This is a genomic window from Xenophilus sp. Marseille-Q4582 (assembly GCF_916700565.1).
Taxonomy (GTDB): Bacteria; Pseudomonadota; Gammaproteobacteria; order Burkholderiales; family Burkholderiaceae_C; genus Xenophilus.
On the sequence record NZ_CAKAKO010000003.1, the window covers coordinates 538,264 to 553,560 of the forward strand.

The 15,297-nt window shown below is 70.6% G+C and carries 11 protein-coding genes; 3 read left to right on the plus strand and 8 right to left on the minus strand.

All coding sequences use genetic code 11. The features are described from left to right. Positions 1–49: 49 nt before the first annotated feature. The 3 genes from ligA to smc all read right to left on the minus strand — a co-directional run bounded on the left by ligA (position 50) and on the right by smc (position 6,906). A complete protein-coding gene (ligA, locus tag LG388_RS13020) occupies positions 50–2,203 on the minus strand; it encodes an NAD-dependent DNA ligase LigA (protein WP_225783154.1) in 2,154 nt (717 codons plus the stop codon). A 66-nt stretch (positions 2,204–2,269) separates the two neighbouring features. After that, positions 2,270–3,376 carry a cell division protein ZipA C-terminal FtsZ-binding domain-containing protein gene (locus LG388_RS13025; protein ID WP_225783155.1) on the minus strand — a complete coding sequence of 369 codons (1,107 nt, stop codon included), beginning with the start codon at positions 3,374–3,376 and terminating at the stop codon, positions 2,270–2,272. A gap of 8 nt (positions 3,377–3,384) precedes the next feature. Then, positions 3,385–6,906 carry a chromosome segregation protein SMC gene (smc, locus tag LG388_RS13030; RefSeq protein ID WP_225783156.1) on the minus strand — a complete coding sequence of 1,174 codons (3,522 nt, stop codon included), beginning with the start codon at positions 6,904–6,906 and terminating at the stop codon, positions 3,385–3,387. A 96-nt stretch (positions 6,907–7,002) separates the two neighbouring features. On the opposite strand from smc, the gene LG388_RS13035 reads away from it, so the two are divergent. The 3 genes from LG388_RS13035 to LG388_RS13045 all read left to right on the plus strand — a co-directional run bounded on the left by LG388_RS13035 (position 7,003) and on the right by LG388_RS13045 (position 10,299). After that, positions 7,003–7,773 carry a hypothetical protein gene (locus LG388_RS13035; protein ID WP_225783157.1) on the plus strand — a complete coding sequence of 257 codons (771 nt, stop codon included), beginning with the start codon at positions 7,003–7,005 and terminating at the stop codon, positions 7,771–7,773. Between the two features lie 409 nt (positions 7,774–8,182). Further along, entirely contained in the window at positions 8,183–9,511 is a 1,329-nt protein-coding gene (locus LG388_RS13040; RefSeq protein WP_225783158.1) for a type II toxin-antitoxin system HipA family toxin, read from the plus strand. Positions 9,512–9,606: 95 nt separating this feature from the next. Continuing rightward, positions 9,607–10,299, plus strand: a complete 693-nt coding sequence (locus LG388_RS13045; protein WP_225783159.1) for a mobilization protein — start codon at positions 9,607–9,609, stop codon at positions 10,297–10,299. Between the two features lie 151 nt (positions 10,300–10,450). Here the strand turns inward: LG388_RS13045 and LG388_RS13050 are convergent, their stop codons facing one another. The 5 genes from LG388_RS13050 to cysT all read right to left on the minus strand — a co-directional run bounded on the left by LG388_RS13050 (position 10,451) and on the right by cysT (position 15,275). Beyond that, positions 10,451–11,683 (minus strand): MFS transporter, encoded by a 1,233-nt coding sequence (locus tag LG388_RS13050; RefSeq protein ID WP_225783160.1) that lies wholly within the window; start codon positions 11,681–11,683, stop codon positions 10,451–10,453. A 141-nt stretch (positions 11,684–11,824) separates the two neighbouring features. Beyond that, positions 11,825–12,346 (minus strand): disulfide bond formation protein B, encoded by a 522-nt coding sequence (locus tag LG388_RS13055; protein WP_225783161.1) that lies wholly within the window; start codon positions 12,344–12,346, stop codon positions 11,825–11,827. Further along, positions 12,343–13,446 carry a sulfate/molybdate ABC transporter ATP-binding protein gene (locus tag LG388_RS13060; RefSeq protein ID WP_225783162.1) on the minus strand — a complete coding sequence of 368 codons (1,104 nt, stop codon included), beginning with the start codon at positions 13,444–13,446 and terminating at the stop codon, positions 12,343–12,345. Before LG388_RS13060 ends, LG388_RS13055 begins: the two co-directional genes overlap by 4 nt. A gap of 24 nt (positions 13,447–13,470) precedes the next feature. Further along, a complete protein-coding gene (gene cysW / locus LG388_RS13065; protein ID WP_225783163.1) occupies positions 13,471–14,391 on the minus strand; it encodes a sulfate ABC transporter permease subunit CysW in 921 nt (306 codons plus the stop codon). Next, the gene (gene cysT, locus LG388_RS13070; protein WP_225783164.1) at positions 14,388–15,275 is read right to left on the minus strand and encodes a sulfate ABC transporter permease subunit CysT; all 888 of its coding nucleotides are present in this window, start codon (positions 15,273–15,275) and stop codon (positions 14,388–14,390) included. Before cysT ends, cysW begins: the two co-directional genes overlap by 4 nt. Positions 15,276–15,297: the final 22 nt, after the last annotated feature.

Sequence of the window (15,297 nt, forward strand, 5' to 3'; positions counted from 1 at the left end):
GCGGGCGCAGGAGGACCCCGGTCGGGCCGGGGCACCGCGGGCCGCGGCTTCAGCGCAGGCCCAGCAGGGCCAGCAGCGCGGCTTCGTCGATCACGGGAATGCCCAGCTCGCGCGCCTTGTCCAGCTTGCTGCCGGCCTCTTCGCCCGCCACCACGCAGTGCGTTTTCTTGCTGACGGAGCCCGCCACCTTGGCGCCGGCCGCCTCCAGACGCTCCTTCGCCTCGTCGCGCGACAGGGTCGGCAGGGTGCCCGTCAGCACGAAGGTCTGCCCCGCCAGCGGCAGGCTGGCGCGTTCGGCCGGCGCGCCCTCTTCCCAGTGCACGCCGGCCGCGCGCAACTGCGCCACCGCCTCGCGGTTGTGCGGCTGCGCGAAGAAGGTGTGCAGGCTCTGCGCGACCACGGGGCCGACGTCGTTCACCTCCAGCAGTTGGCCCTCGGTCGCATCCATGATGCGGTCGAGCTGGCCGAAATGGCGCGCCAGGTCCTTGGCAGTGCTCTCGCCCACATGGCGGATGCCCAGGCCGAACAGGAAGCGCGGCAGGGTGGTCTTCTTCGAGTCCTCCAGCGCTTTGAGCAGGTTGGCGGCGGATTTCTCGGCCATGCGATCCAGCGCGGCCAGGGCCGTCAGACCGAGGCGGTACAGGTCGGGCAGCGAGCGCACGATGCCGCCGTCCACCAGCTGGTCCACCAGTTTGTCGCCCAGGCCCTCGATGTCCATCGCGCGGCGCTGCGCATAGTGCAGGATGGCCTGCTTGCGCTGTGCCGCGCACACGATGCCGCCGCTGCAGCGGTGGTTGACTTCGCCCTTCTCGCGCACCACGGCACTGCCGCAGATGGGGCACTGGCGCGGCATGCGGAAGTTGGGCACGTAGGGCACGCGCGGCGCGATGGCCGTGGGCCCGGCCTGGGCGGCGGCGTCGACCACGGCCTCTTCGTCGCCCGTGCGTGCGGCCCGTTCGGCCAGCGGCGCCAGCACTGTCGGTACCACGCCCACGACCTCGGGAATCACGTCGCCCGCGCGGCGCACGATCACCTGGTCGCCCACGCGGGCGCGCTTGCGGCGCAGCTCGAAGAGGTTGTGCAGCGTGGCGTTCGACACCGTGGTGCCGCCCACGAACACGGGCTCGAGCTTGGCCACGGGCGTGAGCTTGCCGGTGCGGCCCACCTGGATCTCGATGCCGTTCAGGCGCGTCACCTGCTCCTGCGCCGGGTACTTGTGGGCCACGGCCCAGCGCGGTTCGCGCGACTTGAACCCTAGCTGGCGCTGCAGCGCCAGGCTGTTGACCTTGTAGACCACGCCGTCGATGTCGAAGGGCAGCTCGTCGCGCCGGGCGGCCACGTGCTGGTGGAAGGCCACGAGCGCCTGCGCCCCCGCGCCCACAATGCGCTCGGCCGACACCGGCAGGCCGAAGGCCTGCAGCGCGTCGAGCATCGCCCCATGCGTGTCCGGCAGCGCCCAGCCCTGCACCTCGCCCAGGCCGTAGGCGAAGAAGCTCAGCTTGCGCGCGGCGACCAGCGCCGGATCGAGCTGGCGGATGGCGCCTGCGGCCGTGTTGCGCGGGTTGATGAAGGTCTTCTCGCCCGCCTCGCGCTGGCGTTCGTTGAGACGCTCGAAATCGTCGCGGCGCATGTAGACCTCGCCGCGCACCTCCAGCACCGGCGGCGCCTCGCCCTGGAGCTTCAGCGGGATCTGGCCGATGGTGCGCAGGTTCTGCGTCACGTCCTCGCCGGTCTCGCCGTCGCCGCGCGTGCTGCCCAGCACCAGCAGGCCGTCTTCGTAGCGCAGGCTGATCGCCAGGCCGTCGAACTTCAGCTCGGCCGCGTATTCGACCGGCGGCGCGTCGGCCGCCAGGCCCAGTTCGCGCCGCACGCGGGCATCGAAGGCACGCGCGCCGGCCTCGGTGGTGTCGGTCTCGGTCTGGATCGAGAGCATGGGCACGCGATGCCGCACCGCCCGCAGGCTGTCGAGCACGCGCCCGCCCACACGCTGCGTGGGCGAATCCGGCGTCAGCAGCTCGGGATGGGCCTGCTCCAGGGCCTGCAGGCGCTGGAACAGCCGGTCGTATTCGGCGTCGGGCACCTCGGGCGCGTCGAGCACGTAGTACAGGTGCGCATGGCGGTTGAGCAGCGCGCGCAGGGCCGCGGCTTCCTGGGCCGGTTCGGGGTTCTGGCTGTTCGCCGCGAAAAGATCTGTCTGGCTCATGATGGCGTCCTGCCCTCTCTCCCTGCCTGCCGGTCTGGTGCCCGGGCTGCCGTGGCGCGAAGCGCGTCAGCTGAACAGCCGGCGCGCCAGCACGGAGCCGGCCGCGAGTTCGCGCGCATCCAGCGTGTCGTACAGCTCACCCAGGTCGGCGCCGATCGCGTCCAGCGTTTCCTCGCGCAGCGGCTGGCCGTCGCCGTCGGTCACCACGCCGTCCATCTCGGCGGCCAGGGCGGCCGCCACCTCGCGCATGCGCGTGAAGGGCTCGAGGTGGCGGTCCACCTGCGGCACGTCCAGGCTCAGGGCCAGTTCGCGGATCGCGGACTGCGCCGGGTCATCGGCCAGGGCGGCCTGGGTGTCGAAAGCCAGGCCCAGCATGGGCGGCGCGCCGTTCTCGGCATTGGGCAGCACCATGCGCCCCGGGATCATGCCCGCCACGAAGCCCAGCCGCGCGGCGCATTGCTGCACGTAGGCCGGGCTCCAGGCCGCATGCCGCGCGCGCAGCACGAAGGCCAGCTGCGCATCGTGGCCGCTGGCGAACTGGTCCAGCTCGCGCGCACGCGCCACCTCGTCCAGCATTTCCGGAAACTCGGGCATGCCGTTCACGGCATCCGCGAAGGCCTGCGCCTTCATCACGAATTCCGAATACTCGATCTCGTTGAGCGCACCCGTGCGGTTGGCCAGTTGCACGCCGATCTGCATGGCGCGGTAGCGCTGCCCGGCGGCCGGCGCTTCCCACTGGCCGGTGGCCTCGTTCAGGCCTTCGACAGCGATGGGCTTGCTGCCCGCGCGGCGCGTGGCCGGCAGCGCCGCCACGGCAGCGGCACCGTGCAGCGGCGCTTCCAGCGTGATGGGCGTGATGACGTCGATCAGCGGATCCAGCGTGCCGCGGCGCTCGGCCAGCATGCCGGCCTGGGCCGAAGGCGGCGGCAGGTCGGGGTCGAACAGCGGCTCGTGCCGATCCACGGCATTCACCTCGCCGGGGTCGGTGTGCAGCACGGGCTCGACGTCACGCGCGGTCAGTTCCACGCCGCCCTGGCCGTGGGCCGGATGGTCGGGCGGCAGCGCCTCGGGCTGTCGGGGCGCCTGCTTGTGCGAGATCCAGGTGTTGTAGCCAATGATGGCGGCCAGCACGAGGCCACCAAGGATCGCGAGGGCAACGGTGAGACTGCTCATGTCGAAAATTACAGATGGGCCATGGAGACTGCGGACTCCATGTCCACGGCCACGATGCGCGAGACGCCCTGCTCCTGCATGGTCACGCCGATCAGTTGCTCGGCCATCTCCATCGCGATCTTGTTGTGGCTGATGAAGAGGAACTGCGTGCCCTGGCGGCTCATGGTCGACACCAGCTTGGCATAGCGCTCGGTGTTGGCGTCGTCCAGCGGCGCGTCCACCTCGTCCAGCAGGCAAAAGGGCGCCGGGTTGAGCTGGAAGATGGCGAACACCAGCGCAATGGCCGTGAGCGCCTTCTCGCCGCCCGAGAGCAGGTGGATGGTCTGGTTCTTCTTGCCCGGCGGCTGCGCCATCACCTGCACGCCCGAATCCAGGATCTCGTCGCCCGTCATGATGAGCCGGGCATTGCCGCCGCCGAACAGCTCCGGGAACATGCGGCTGAAATGCTCGTTGACGACGTTGAAGGTGCCGCCCAGCAACTCGCGCGTCTCGCCGTCGATCTTGCGGATGGCGTCCTCCAGCGTGTGGATCGCCTCGTTGAGGTCAGCGGACTGCGAGTCGAGGAAGGTCTTGCGCTCGCGCGCGCTGGTCAGCTCCTCCAGCGCGGCCAGGTTCACCGGCCCCAGCGCGGCGGCCTCGCGGTGCAGGCGGTCGATCTCGCCCTGCAGGCCGGTGAGGCGCACGTTGTTCTCCTGGATCGACTGCGCCACGGTGGCCAGATCCGCCTGCGCATCGGCCAGCAGCTGCGTGTACTGCTCCAGGCCCAGGCGCGCGGCCTGTTCCTTGAGCTGCATTTCGGTGATGCGCTGGCGCAGCGGGTCCAGCTCGCGCTCCAGCTTCAGGCGCCGCTCGTCGCTGGCGCGCAGTTGCTGCGTCAGCTCGTCGTAGCGGCTGCGCGTGGCGCCCAGGGCGGCTTCGCGCTCCATCTTGAGGTTCAGCGCGTCCTGCAGGCCCGCCTGCGCGGCGGCGGCCGAGAGGCGGCCCAGCTCGGCCTGCGCACGCTCGCGCTCGTCGGCCAGCGCCACGGCCTGCTGCTCGGCGGTCTGGATCGCGCGGCCCAGTTCGCCGCGGCGCGCCTCCAGGGTGCGCTGCGAGAAGGTCGATTCCTGCACCTGCCGCTCCAGGCTGCGCAACTGCTCGCGCGCAGCGCCGAGCTTGCGGCCCGATTCGATCACGCGCTCTTCCAGCTCGGCATGGCGCTCCTGGCTGTCGGCCAGCTGCAGGTCCAGCTCCTCGAAACGCGCCTCGGCCGCCACGCGGCGCTCCTGCAGCTCTTCCAGCTGGGCATCGACCTCGCCCAGGTCGGCCTCCAGCTGCTGGCTGCGCGCGCGCGCCTGCTCTGCCGCCTGGGCCAGGCGCAGGGCTTCGACCTGCAGTTCGTGCGCGCGCGACTGGGTTTCGCTGGCCTCGCGCCGCGCGCCCACCAGGCGCGCGGCCGCGTCGGCATACGCGGCCTCGGCACGCACCAGGGCGGTGCGGGCCTCGTCGTGGATCAGGGCCTGGGCGCGCAGCTGGCGCTCCAGGTTTTCCATTTCCTGCTGCCGCGCGAGCAGGCCGGACTGCTCGGAATCCTGGGCATGGAAGCTCACGCTGTGCGCCGTCACGGCATGGCCGCTGGGCACGTAGATCGTGGCGCCCGGCGGCAGTTGCGCGCGCTGGGCCAGCGCTTCCTCCAGGCTGGGCGCCGTGAAGCAGCCCTGCAGCCAGTCGCGCAGCAGCGCCTGCAGGCCGGCGTCATGCAGGCGCAGCAGATCGGACAGGCGCGGCAGCGAACCCGTGTTGTCGGCGGCCCCGCCACCGTCGGCCGGCACGCTGTAGAAAGCCAGCTTGGCGGGCGGCGCGTCCGACGCGAAGGCGCGCGCCATGTCCAGGCGCGAGATCTCGAGCGCGCCCATGCGTTCGCGCAGCGCGGCTTCGAGCGCGTTTTCCCAGCCCGGCTCCACGTGCAGGCGGCTCCACAGGCCCTGCAGGCTGTCCAGGCCATGCTTGGCCAGCCAGGGCGCGAGCTTGCCGTCGGTCTTGAGCTTCTCCTGCAGCGCCTTGAGGGCCTCCAGCCGCGCCGAGTATTCGGCCAGCTTGGCGCCTTCGGCGTTCACGGCCTGCTGCTTGGCGCGGCGGTCTTCGTCCAGCTGCGGCACCTGGTCCTGCAGCTCCTGCAGGCGCGCGTCGGCTTCGGCGGCGGCCTCGCTCGCGGCGGCGGATTGCTCCTGCAGATCCGCCACGCGCGCCTCGTCGGGCGCGGCCAGCGCGTTGCGGTCGGCACGCAGGCGCTCGCTGCGCTGCATCAGCTGGCGCGACTGTTCCTCGATGTTGCGCTGGTCGGCGGCCAGCACCTGGATCTGCTGCTGGACCTGCGTGACGGCGCTGCGCTGGTGGTTGGCCTCGTCCTGGGCCCGCTGCTGCGCCTCTTCGAGCTCGGGCAGGCGCACCTCCTGTTCTTCCAGCTGGGCGGCCAGCACCAGGCCCTGCTCCTCGGCGTCCACGCCCTGCCCGGCCAGGGTCTCGACTTCGGCCTCGGCCTCGGTGCGGCGGTTCTCCCACTGCGCGAGCTGCTCGGCCAGCTGCACCAGGCGCTGTTCCACGCGCTGGCGGCCCTCGACCACGAAGCGGATCTCGCCTTCGAGCCGGCCCACCTCGGCGCTGGCCTCGTAGAGCCGGCCCTGCGCCTGGTTGACCTCGTCGCCGGCGCCATAGTGCGCCTGGCGGATGGTTTCGAGTTCGGCCTCCACATGGCGCAGGTCGGCCATGCGCGATTCGAGCTCGTTGACGGCGCGGTCGGCCTCGGCCTTCACGCGCGCCTGGTCGGCCTCGGCCTCGCTGCGCTTCAGGAACCACAGCTGGTGCTGCTTGCGCGTGGCATCGGCCTGCAGCGCCTTGTAGCGCGCCGCCACCTCGGCCTGGCGCTCCAGGCGCTCCAGGTTGCTGCCCAGCTCGCGCAGGATGTCTTCCACGCGCGTGAGGTTCTCGCGCGTGTCCGACAGGCGGTTCTCGGTCTCGCGCCGGCGCTCCTTGTACTTGGACACGCCGGCCGCCTCCTCGAGGAACAGGCGCAGCTCCTCGGGCTTGGACTCGATGATCCGGCTGATCGTGCCCTGGCCGATGATGGCGTAGGCGCGCGGTCCCAGGCCGGTGCCCAGGAACACGTCCTGCACGTCGCGCCGGCGCACCGGCTGGTTGTTGATGTAGTAGCTGCTGGTGCCGTCGCGCGTGAGCACGCGCTTGACGGCGATCTCGGTGAACTGGCTCCACTGGCCGCCGGCGCGGTGGTCGCTGTTGTCGAACACCAGCTCCACGCTGGCGCGGCTGGCCTGCTTGCGGTTGGTGGTGCCGTTGAAGATCACGTCCTGCATGGACTCGCCGCGCAGCTCGCTGGCCTTGCTTTCGCCCAGCACCCAGCGCACCGCATCCATGATGTTGGATTTGCCGCAGCCGTTGGGGCCTACCACGCCCACCAGTTGGCCCGGCAGCATGAAGTTGGTGGGCTCCGCGAAGGACTTGAAGCCCGAGAGCTTGATGGAGTTGAGGCGCACGGCGGATCGGCTTTACGGGCCAAGGTGTTGATATGCAAGGAAAATTTCACGCGCCGTCGCGCGTTGATCCCGCCTGCTGATGATAACGTGCGCCCCATGTCGGCTCCGCCTGCTTCTCCTTGCGCTTCCCTGCATTTGTGCACGGGCCGGCGCCGCCTGTTCGCGGGCCTCGCCCTGCTGCCCGTGGCCGCGCTCGCCGGCTGCGGCGCCTTCACCGACACCCAGCGCGCGCAGCCCTACGAATCGCGCGAATGGCTGCAGTCGGGCACCAACCGCATTGCCAACCTTGCGCTGCGCGACAACCTGCAGTCGGTGCAGCGCGTGCAGCTGTCGCTGTACCGCCGCAACCCGCGCGAATGGCGCAAGTGGGCCGCCAGTGCCGACGAAGCCACGCAGCGCACCTGGGACGCGGTGATGAACGACCGCCCGCTGGCCGAGTTGCGCGGTGCCACCAGCATCGATGCCGTGCGCCAGGCCTTCGAGCTGGCCTACGAAGGCGACCGCGTGGCCGCGCTGGTGGTCGGCTGGGCCGCCATGCTCAAGCAGGCCAATGGCGACACCTGGCAACAGACCCTAATCGACGGCGTGAGCGCCGAGAATGCCTACCGCGCGGCGCGCAATTTCGAGATCTCGCTGTGGCTGCTCAGCGCGCGCATGGGCAGCGACGGCAAGCCGCTGCTGCTGTCCACCGAGATTAGCGAACGCGGGCGCAACCTGCTGGTGGACCGGGAACTGTCGAAGGTCGTCGGGCGGCTGGACCTGCTGGCCGCGCAGGCCGACGAGAAGTACCGCCGCGCGGCCCTGGACTTCAGCCAGAACTGGCTCATGGGCAGCCTCGGGCCCTTCCTGCAGATGGTCCAGCGCTGAGGGCGCGTGCCGGCCCTGGCAGCCGGATGGAAATATATTTCCCTTTTCGTTGAAAACGGTAATATGTTTCCATGGACCGCCGAGAACTGATCGAGCAGCTGGCGCAGCGCCGGCAGGCCGTGGGCCTCAACGGCCTGCAGCTGGCCGAACGCGCCGGCCTCACCGAGCGCACCATCCGCAACGCGCTGGGCCCGCAGGGCAATCCCCAGCTCAGCTCCCTGCTGGCGCTGGTCGATGCGCTGGGCCTGGAGCTGCAGCTGGTGCCCAAAGGCTTCGGCGCGGCGCCGGGCACGGACGATGGCAGCTACCGCCCCGTGGCCACGCGCGTGAGCGAAGCCACGCGCCTGCCGCCCCCTGCGCCCCCCCCCCGCCGGCGCCAAGCGCTGAGCCACGCCAGCCCGCACGCCCCATGCAAGTCAAGATCCTGGACATCGCCCTCGGCGGCCGGCTGTGGGGCAAGCTCTTCCAGTACGGCGACCTGTGCCGCTTCGTGGCCGAGCCCGCGCTCGTGGCGCAGCCGCCGGCGCAGGTGCTGTCGCTGTCCATGCTCGCCCAGGACCAGGCCGCCCAGAGCGCCCTCTGGGCCGACGTGCGCAACCCGCTGTTCAACGCCCAGGGCGGGCGCCTGCCCGCCTGGTTCCAGAACCTGCTGCCCGAAGGCGTGCTGCGCAGCCACATCGCCCAGCTGCGCGGCTGCGCCGAAGACGACCATTTCGAACTGCTGGCCGCCTGCGGCGGCGACCTGCCCGGCGCCGTGAGCGCGCGGCCCGTGGAGGTGGAGCGCGCCACCTTGCAGCGCCTGGTGACGCAGGACCAGGACGCGCTGGAAATGTCGGTGGTGGCCGATCCGCTGCCACAGGGCATTTCCGTCTCGGGCGTGCAGCCCAAGCTGGGGCTGGCGCGCCAGGGCGCGCGCTACACGGCGCGCACGCGCACCCGCTCGGGCACGCAGGCCGGCCAGCGCGTGATCGCCAAGCTGCCCGTGGTGGGGCGCCCGCACATGCCGCAGCTGGAGATGTTCTCGCTGCAGCTCGCCGCCGCCGCCGGCGTGACCGTGTGCGCCGCCGAGCTCGCGCCGCTGGATGCCATCGACGCCCAGCACAGCTACGCCCTGCCCGACGAGCCCGCGTTCCTGGCGGTCACGCGCTTCGATCGCGCGGGCGCGCGGCGCATCCATTTCGAGGATTTCGCGCAGATCCTCTCGCGCGACCCGCAGCACAAGTACGGCGGCAGCTACACCGCGATGGCCCTGGCCATGCGCGCCTTCGACTCGCTGGGCGAGGCGGCGCAGGTCGAGCTGCTGCGGCGCCTGGTGGTCAACGAGCTGCTGGGCAACCCCGACGCGCATCTGAAGAACTTCGGCGTGCTCTACCCCAACGGCCGCACGCCACAGCTGGCGCCGGCCTACGACATCGTGGCCTATGCGGCGATGCAGGGGGTGGACGGCCACGCGCTGCCTTTGCTCAGCCCCGAGGCGCGACGCGGCCCGGCCCCGGCGCGAACCCGCTTCTTCACGCCCACGGCCGTGCGCGCCTTCTGCTGGGCCACGGGCCTGCACGAGCCGCTGGCGCGGCGCGCCATCGCCGACACGGCACGCCGCGCGCGCGAACACTGGCCGGCGCTGCTCGATGCGGCACCGCTGCCCACGGTGTGGAAGGAACGGCTGCAGGCGCGCTGGACCGCGCACGCGCTGTGGCGCCCGCGCGGGCGCGACCGGGCGGCCGCCGCCGGCGAATGAGCGCCAAGCCCGGCTCCTAGAATGAACCCCAGCTCCCGCCCGGCACGGCTTGCGCGTCGTCGGACCTTGCAACTCCTTCCTGGTCTTTCCTTCCCATGAGCTCTCTCAACTTCATCGGCGGCGAAAAAGGCGGCGTCGGCAAATCGGTCACCTCGCGGCTGCTGGCGCAGTACTTCATCGACCACAGCCGGCCCTTCATGGGCTACGACACGGACCGTTCGCACAACTCCTTCACGCGCTTCTACGAAGGCTTCGCCTCGCCCATCGCCGTGGACAGCTTCGAGGGCCTGGACCAGGTGGTCAACGGCTTCGAGCGCAACCCCCAGCAGAGCGTGATCGTGGACATGGCGGCCCAGACCCTGGCGCCGCTGGCCCGCTGGATCGAGGAATCGCAGCTGTTCGAAGTCTTCGCCGAACTCGAGGTGGCCGTGAACTTCTGGCATGTGATGGACGACGGCCGCGACTCCAGCGACCTGCTGGGCAAGCTGGTCGACACCTTCGGCAACCGCGCCAACTACATCGTGGTGCAGAACTACGGCCGCGGCAGCGACTTCGCGCTGATGCTGGGATCCCAGTCGCTGGCCAAGGCCCAGGCGCAGGGCGCGCGCGTCATCTCCCTGCCGCGCCTGCAGGAAGCCAGCATGCGCAAGATCGACAACCGCAACACCAGCTTCTGGAAGGCCGTGAACGACAAGGACGGCCCCGACGCGCTGGGCCTGCTGGAGCGCCAGCGCGTCAAGAGCTGGCTGGCCACCGCGTACGCCGCCTTCGACACGCTGCCGCTCTGATCGGCTGATTCCCGGCGGGCCCCGCTCGCCACGGCTGGCCACGGCAGGGGCGGCTTGAAGCGACGGCCGCCCGGCCCCCTGCGCCCTCCAACTGCGCGCCTGCGGCCCGCTTCGCCTCAACCGCGGCGGCACGCAGGCCGCCGGGCGGCGCTCAGCGAAGCGCGGACGCCGGGCCCGCGGCGCGCATGCGTTCGCGCCAGGCATGGCCGCCCAGCATCAGCAGCGTGGCACCGACCACCGGCAGCATGAAGGCGTTGATGGCGTCCCAGCCCGAGACACCGAGCAGGTGGCCGGAGCCGAAGGAAGCCACCGCCACGGTGCCGAAGATCAGGAAGTCGTTGAGCGCCTGCACCTTGGCGCGCTCCGAAGCGCTGTAGGTCTCGGTGACCATCGCCGTGGCGCCGATGAAGCCGAAGTTCCAGCCCACGCCCAGCAGCACCAGCGAGCCCCAGAAGTGCTGAAGTTCGAGCCCGGCCAACGCCATGAGGCCGGACGCGCCGATCAGCGCCAGCCCCAGCGCCGTGACCGTGGCCTTGCCCCAGCGCGCGATCAGCCGCCCCGTGAAGAAGCTGGGCGCGAACATGGCCAGCACATGCCACTGGATGCCCAGCGCCGCCTCGCCCACGGTGAAGCCGCAGCCCACCATGGCCATGGGCGCGGCGGTCATCAGGAAGGACATCAGCCCATAGGAGACCACCCCCGCCGTCGCGGCGACGATGAAGCGCGGCGTGCGCGCGATGGCGGCCAGCGGCCGTGCCGGTCCGCTGCTGGGCCCGGCCTGCGGCGCCGGCATGCGCAGCAGCGCGAGCAGCGGCAGGGCCAGCAGCGCCAGCCCGGCCTGGCCGATGAAGCTGCCGGCGAAAGGCGCGGCCGGCCAGGCGTCGCGGGTCCAGATCACCAGTTGCGGGCCGATCACCGCCGCGATCAGGCCGCCGACCATGATGCGCGAGATGGCCTGGGGCCGCTGCGCCGGCGCCACCGCATCGGAGGCAGCAAAGCGGTAGTTCTGGACGCAGGCGCCGTAGAAGCCGGCCAGGGCCGTGCCCAGGCAGAACGCGGCGAAGCTGCCCTGCACCACGGCCAGCGCCGCGATCAGCCCCGAGGCCATGCCCAGCAACGCGCCCAGCCCGTAGGCCGGACGGCGGCCCAGGCGGCGCATCAGCAGCGCGGCGGGAATCGTCGACAGCGCCAGCCCCAGGTGGTAGAGGCTCACCGGCAGCGTGGCCAGCGCCGCGCTGCCCGAGAGCATCTGGCCGACCAGGCCGCCCAGCGAAATGAGGATCGGTGGCGCGGCGGCGCCCAGGGACTGGGCGGCGACCAGCAGCCACACGTTGCGCTGGGCGCTGGCATCGGGGAGCGGGGGCAAAGGGTGTGAATCGGTCATGGCATGAAAGCTGAGGCGGCTTTCATGCGGGCGAGCCTTGCGAACCCGGGAGTCGCCGAATGAAAGCCGCCCGCATCATGCCAGCGCCCCCGAACCCGCCCGGCCGCGGGCGATGACGCGGGCAGGGTCTTTGCCGGAAGCTCAGGCGTGCGCGTACAGGCCGCGCGCGGGCGCGGCCGGGCGCAGCAGCAGCGCCACGAACACCACGCCGAAGACCATGAACCAGACGAAGCCCCAGTTGGCGATCGTCAGGCCCAGGAAGGTCCAGTCCACGGCCGAGCAGTCGCCGCTGCCCTGGAAGATCATGGGAATGGCGCGGCGCAGCGGAAAGGATTCGATCATCCCGTAGATGTCGCGGCCGCAGCTGCCCAGCTCGGGCGGGTACCACTGCAGCCAGCTCTGGCGGGCCGCGGTGAAGGCGCCGCCCGCCGTCGCCACCAGGCCCAGCACGGCCCAGAATTTCTGCAGGCCCGTGCGCGGCGTGAACGCGGCCAGCGCCGCGAACGCGCCCACGAGCACCAGCGCATAGCGCTGCACGATGCACATGGGACAGGGCTCCAGCCCCTGGACGTGCTGGAGGTACATGCCGAAGGCGAGCATCGCGGCGCAGATCGCCGCGACGAGTGCGTACGTGCGGCGCGGGGCGCCAGTGAGCCAGTTCAAATGCCTTGTCCTTGATCGACGAACACCCGGGCGCGCCGCGGGCTGGCGACCACCGTGTCGCCCTCGCGCAGTCCGAGTTCGCGGAATTGCTGCGCGGGGATCTGCGCCTCGATGATGGCGCCAGAACCAGGATTGTCTGGATTCGTTTCCAGCGGTTCGAGTTCCATGCGCGCGATCGGGCCGACCACGATGGCGCGGCCGATGGTAGCGGCAATGCCTGCGGCACGCTCGCCACCGGCCACGTAGCGGCTGATGTCGAAGTCGTGCGGACGCACATAGGCCAGCGCCTTGGCGTCTTCGGCGCCGCCCGCTTCGGCGGAGGCGATGCGCACGCCCTGCACCTCCACCTCGCCCTGGTGCGCGCGGCCGTGGAACAGGTTCACGTCGCCCAGGAAACCGTAGACGAAGGGGCTGGCCGGGTGGTCCCACACCTCCTGCGGCGAGCCGACCTGCTCGATCTTGCCGCTGTTCATCAGCACCACGCGGTCGGCCACCTCCAGCGCCTCTTCCTGGTCGTGCGTGACGAAGATGGAGGTGACGTGCAGTTCGTCGTGCAGGCGGCGCAGCCAGCGGCGCAGCTCCTTGCGCACCTTGGCGTCCAGCGCGCCGAAGGGCTCGTCGAGCAGCAGAACCTTGGGTTCCACGGCCAGCGCGCGGGCCAGGGCGATGCGCTGGCGCTGGCCGCCGGACAGCTGCGCCGGGTAGCGGTCGGCCAGCCAGTCCAGCTGCACCAGCTTGAGCAGATCGGTGACCTTGGCCTTGATCTGCGCGTCGCTCGGGCGCTGGCTGCGCGGGCGCACGCGTAGGCCGAAGGCCACGTTCTCGAACACGGTCATGTGGCGGAACAGCGCGTAGTGCTGGAACACGAAGCCGACCTGGCGCTCGCGCACGTGCACGTCGGTCGTGTCCTTGCCGCTGAAGAGGATGCTGCCGCTGTCTGCCGTCTCCAGGCCCGCGATGATGCGCAGCAGCGTGGTCTTGCCGCAGCCCGACGGGCCCAGCAGCGCGAACAGCTCGCCCGAATCCACGCTCAGGCTCACGTCCTTGAGCGCATGGAAGTTGCCGAAATGCTTGCTGACGTTGCGGATCTCGATGCTCATGATGGTCGCTCTTGCGTGGGGGTGTCAGGCCGCCGTGCCACTCGGGGCCGTGGGGCGTTCGGGCGGCAGTTCGGCCAGGGCCTTCATCTCGCGCTCGTGGCGCCACTCGATCACGGTCTTGATGACCAGCGTGACCAGCGCCAGGATGGCCAGCAGCGAAGCCACCGCGAAGGCGGCCACCGACTGGTATTCGTTGTAGAGCACTTCCACGTGCAGCGGCATGGTGTTGGTCTGGCCGCGGATGTGGCCCGAGACCACCGAGACCGCGCCAAACTCGCCCATGGCCCGTGCATTGCACAGGATCACGCCGTACAGCAGGCCCCACTTGATGTTGGGCAGCGTGACCTTCCAGAAGGTCTGCCAGCCGCTGGCGCCCAGCACGATGGCGGCCTGCTCTTCCTCGGTGCCCTGGGCCTGCATCAGCGGGATCAGTTCGCGCGCGATGAAGGGAAAGGTCACGAAGATGGTGGCCAGCACGATGCCCGGCACGGCGAACATGATCTTGATGTCATGCGCGGCCAGCCACGGACCGAACCAGCCCTGCGCGCCGAAGACCAGCATGTAGATCAGGCCGGCCACCACGGGCGACACGGCGAAGGGCAGGTCGATCAGGGTGGTGAGGAAGGCCTTGCCCTTGAACTCGTACTTGGCGATGGCCCAGGCCGCGGCGACGCCGAACACCAGGTTCAGCGGCACCGTGATGGCGGCCGTGATCAGCGTCAGGCGGATGGACGCCCAGGCGTCCGGCTCCTTGAGCGCTTCCCAGTAGGCCTGCCAGCCCTTGCGCAGGGCCTCGGTGGCCACGGCGGCCAGCGGCAGCACCAGGAACAGGAAGATGAAGGCCAGGGCCAGGCCGATCAGCAGCCGGCGCACCCAGGGCGATTCGGTGGTGCCGGCCTGCGCGCGGCGCGCACCGGTGCGCAAGGAAGTCGCAGCACCGCTCATGCCGACACCCCCCGCTTGCGCTGCCAGGCTTGCAGCCCGTTGATGACCAGCAGCATGATGAAAGAGAACACCAGCATGACCAGGGCCACGGCCGTGGCGCCTGCGTAGTCGTACTGCTCAAGCTTGCCGATGATGATCAGCGGCGTGATCTCGGAAATCATGGGCATGTTGCCGGCGATGAAGATCACCGAGCCGTATTCACCGATGGCGCGCGCGAAGGCCATCGCAAAGCCGGTGAGCAGCGCCGGCATCAGGGCCGGCAGCAGCACCAGGCGGAAGGTCTGCCAGCGCGTGGCGCCCAGCGAGGTGGCCGCCTCTTCCAGCTCTTTCTCGGTGTCTTCCAGCACCGGCTGCACCGTGCGCACCACGAAAGGCAGGCCGATGAAGATCAGCGCGATCACCACCCCGTTGGGGTTGAAGGCCAGCTGGATGCCCAGCGGCTCCAGGTATTGCCCAATCCAGCCGTTGCCGGCCAGCAGCGCCGTGAGCGAGATGCCGGCCACCGCCGTGGGCAGCGCGAAAGGCAGGTCGACCAGCGCATCGACGATGCGCTTGCCCGGGAACTTGTAGCGCACCAGCACCCAGGCCACCAGCAGCCCGGCGAACAGGTTCACCAGCGCCGCAAGGAAAGAGGCGCCGAAGGTCAGGCGATAGGACGCCAGCACGCGCGGCGCCGTCACCGCCACCCAGAACTGCTCCCAGCTCAGGGTGAAGGTCTTGAGCACCAGCGTAGTGAGCGGGATCAGCACGATCAGGCACAGGTACAGCAGCGTGTAGCCCAGCGTGAGGTGGAAACCCGGGATCACGCGCTTGGCGCCGCGCGCGCGTCCACGGGAAAGCGGCGCGGCCCCGGCGGGCAGCGCCGATGAAGCGGCACCAGTCATAAAGGAATCGGTTCTCGAACGC

What these genes read in the sequence shown, in the direction of transcription:
- ligA (WP_225783154.1), bottom strand. Translation starts at nt 2,203, where the DNA reads ATGAGCCAGACAGATCTTTTCGCGGCGAACAGCCAGAACCCCGAACCG.
- LG388_RS13025 (WP_225783155.1), bottom strand. Translation starts at nt 3,376, where the DNA reads ATGAGCAGTCTCACCGTTGCCCTCGCGATCCTTGGTGGCCTCGTGCTG.
- LG388_RS13035 (WP_225783157.1), top strand. Translation starts at nt 7,003, where the DNA reads ATGTCGGCTCCGCCTGCTTCTCCTTGCGCTTCCCTGCATTTGTGCACG.
- LG388_RS13040 (WP_225783158.1), top strand. Translation starts at nt 8,183, where the DNA reads ATGCAAGTCAAGATCCTGGACATCGCCCTCGGCGGCCGGCTGTGGGGC.
- LG388_RS13045 (WP_225783159.1), top strand. Translation starts at nt 9,607, where the DNA reads ATGAGCTCTCTCAACTTCATCGGCGGCGAAAAAGGCGGCGTCGGCAAA.
- LG388_RS13050 (WP_225783160.1), bottom strand. Translation starts at nt 11,683, where the DNA reads ATGACCGATTCACACCCTTTGCCCCCGCTCCCCGATGCCAGCGCCCAG.
- LG388_RS13060 (WP_225783162.1), bottom strand. Translation starts at nt 13,446, where the DNA reads ATGAGCATCGAGATCCGCAACGTCAGCAAGCATTTCGGCAACTTCCAT.
- cysW (WP_225783163.1), bottom strand. Translation starts at nt 14,391, where the DNA reads ATGAGCGGTGCTGCGACTTCCTTGCGCACCGGTGCGCGCCGCGCGCAG.
- cysT (WP_225783164.1), bottom strand. Translation starts at nt 15,275, where the DNA reads ATGACTGGTGCCGCTTCATCGGCGCTGCCCGCCGGGGCCGCGCCGCTT.